This is a genomic window from Ligilactobacillus sp. (assembly GCF_036846325.1).
Classification (GTDB): domain Bacteria; phylum Bacillota; class Bacilli; order Lactobacillales; family Lactobacillaceae; genus Ligilactobacillus.
On the sequence record NZ_DAIUCE010000130.1, the window covers coordinates 876 to 3,862 of the forward strand.

The window sequence follows — 2,987 nt, forward strand, 5'->3', positions numbered from 1 at the left end:
AACATGTACCCGCCTGTCATCATATTTTCTGTTTCTATCATATTTTTGAACGTCTTCCCCAAAGGATTCAATGTATATCAACTGGTTCTTCAACAGATAATAGTGATGAAGAACTATGTTATAGTTCTTGAAGGGGACGAACTTCCTCAAGCCGCTGGCAAGCTCCCTTTGAACCTGCTTGAACATCTTCTTGTATTCCGAAAAATCGTCCACTTGATTTCTCTTGACATTTGCGCCTGAACTATTCCTTTGCTTGCGAGTTACCTTTGTTGTATTGAAGAAATTAATCTCCTCGGAATCAACATCGTCCAAATCTTCGAACAACACAGAGTCATCATTCAGAACATCATCCAGTGAATTGAAGCCTTCCCCGTTAACATCCTTCTTGATTTCGTCGTTCAACTTGTCATAAGCAGTTGGTTCCTCTTCAACCAGCAATCCCAAAGAATCGTATTCCCTAAGCTCACTGGCCTTCTTCTGCAGTCCGAGCAGCTTGTGGTACATGCTGCGCTCATTGAGGTTATTCTCGCTGTTCTGCGGCATACGAGCATTTTTTCTGACCCATTCCTCTATTTCATGTACAGATATCCGTTTCTTCTTTTCTTCAACAGGTTCTATCAAATCATCTAAATCCGGATCATTCAAGATGTCATCAATGCTTCGATATTCATTACTTTCCATTTTGGGCCTTCTTCCGTGCTTTCAAATCCCTAAGCTTTGCCAGTGCATAAGCGTACCTGACTTCAATTTCATCATTTGAATCCTTGCTTGGCTTCCTGTGATTCTCCAATACCCACTTCTTAATCTTAGGATAGATGACGTAAAGTTCCTCATCTGAGAATTCAGCCTTTGTTGCATCTATTGACTGCTGAATCCGACGCAATGCCTTGCTGTCAATATTGCTTGACATGATCTCATATGCCCGTTGGAATGGGTTAATTGAATCTATTAAATTAATGTCAAGATCATCAACATTGATGAACTTATCCGCCATCCTTATGAATTGCTTGCTGTTTCCGAATTCATCACTCGTCTCTTCTTTTTTCGCCTGCTTCAAGTTCATTTCTGCAACTACATATTGACGTACATCTTCAAGTTCTTCATCATTCAAATCGGGATTCTGCTGCAGAATAACCTTAGGAATCAGCTCCTTGGTGATTATTTCCGGCTTGGCATTTGCAGCAATGGCCTTCTGTACATCATCGTCCTGCAAAATAGCTGCCTTCAAATCAGAAAGATCATTCTCAATGATGTCTCTTGTACGCGGTGTCGACGGTTCACGCAATCCTTTTACATAAATGGAAGGTCCATCATTTTCGGTACCGTCAACTATAGCAGAAGGTCCTTTTTTACTTTTACCATTTCCACCGCTCTTCAGTTTCAATTCAGGAGCCATTACCTGCTCCATCAGCAATGAAGCCGTTACTGCCTTGAGAATGGTATTAACGGCAACTGTAACGTCATCATCTTCTGCATCAGGCTTGGCAATCAAATTGGTAAACTGAGCATGAGTCTTGTTGTCACTGTCACGAGTTACCCTGCCGATAATCTGTACTATTTCCGTAAGCGAACCACGATAGCCGATTGTCAATGCGTATTCTGCCCACGGCCAGTCAAATCCTTCCTTCGCCATTCCCAGAGCAATTATGATATCAAGGTCATCAGCAGAATTCATATTGCGCAAATATTCCTGAACCTTCTCACGTCCTTCTTCAGTAACAAGATCGGCAACCTTCAACACCTTGCCGTCACCACTGCGCTTTATATAATCGATTCCCGTTTCCGGATCCTTCTCCATGAATTCGCCGATGGCATCCTCGATATGTCCAACCTCCTCATACTTATCCTTGGTTGATTCCGAAGAATTGACATTTGGAATATGGATGATTGTCTTCTTGTCAGTATCGATAGCCTTATCCAAGGCATCCAGATATGTACCCTGATAAAATTTATAATCGATTCCGAATGACTTCAGATACTTGTATCCGTCAAGCTGCTCGTAGTAGGAGTAGTTAACCTTATCGAATAAAAGTTCATCCTGCATGGTCAGAATTGGCTGTGAATCCCCACGGAAATAAGAGCCGGTCATCGCCAGGATATGCGCTGTTGAATTATGCATGATGTTTTTCAAAGCATTTCCCAAAACGGAATTGTCATTTGCAGAAACATGATGGAATTCATCAATGGCAATCAACGTGTCATCAAATTTTGCATCATCTTCAACCTCCTCATATGCAAATCTTAACGTTGCATGCGTGCAGATGAGGATTCTGGCATCCGGATCATTCAAAAATTCCACAAAACGTCTGACATTGCTCTTTTCACCGCCTGACGTCAAATCATAATGCGGATCGATTTTCCAGTCTTCATAAAAGCCGAAACTGGTCAGGTCAGTATCCCTGAAAGAGCGTCCGATAGAACGTTCGGGAACAGCAACGATAACCTTCTTTATTCCCTGATTTGCAAGCTTGTCCAGTGCAACGAACATCAGAGCCCGAGACTTGCCGGATGCCGGAGGAGCCTTGACGAGAAGATACTTCGAATTCCTCTTTTCATATACTCTTGCCTGCATGGCACGCATGCCAAGCTTGTTAGTATTGGTACTGTTACCAGTCCTATGGTATTCAACCGAAACAACATCCTTATCACTCATTGTCATTATCTTCCTTTCATATCCATCTGCTAAAAATTCATCATGCTTATCATTAATGACAAACGCTGGGAAATTAAATCTGATAATCATCAGCTTATTTTACTAAAATCACTTAAATACTAATCCTGCTCATCCTTGCTTTTCGTTTCATTGCTGTACATTTTCAGCAAATATGACAGCCTTTCACTGTCATCCTTGAAGCCGGACTGCCTGTAAGCACGGTCAACAACCTGATCCAGTTCCCGGTGTGCCTTGAGAAGCCTTTCATTCATGGGCTTGGGATTGTTCCTTGCCAGGGGAGTTCCATATAATTCTGCCAATGTCCCCCCCTCTT

Annotated in this window: 2 protein-coding genes and 1 pseudogene; all 3 read right to left on the reverse strand. The window is 42.2% G+C overall.

Features of this window, described 5'->3' with window-relative positions; genetic code table 11:
* A pseudogene (locus tag V7Z60_RS09175) lies at positions 1 to 681 on the reverse strand (GIY-YIG nuclease family protein); the annotation flags it as partial.
* The gene (locus V7Z60_RS09180; RefSeq protein ID WP_334117517.1) at positions 671 to 2,653 is read right to left on the reverse strand and encodes a DEAD/DEAH box helicase; all 1,983 of its coding nucleotides are present in this window, start codon (positions 2,651 to 2,653) and stop codon (positions 671 to 673) included. The gene V7Z60_RS09180 and the pseudogene V7Z60_RS09175, both read right to left, overlap by 11 nt.
* Positions 2,654 to 2,772: 119 nt before the next feature.
* Positions 2,773 to 2,987: type IIL restriction-modification enzyme MmeI (locus V7Z60_RS09185; RefSeq protein WP_334117518.1), on the reverse strand; the 215-nt coding region annotated here is incomplete at its 5' end.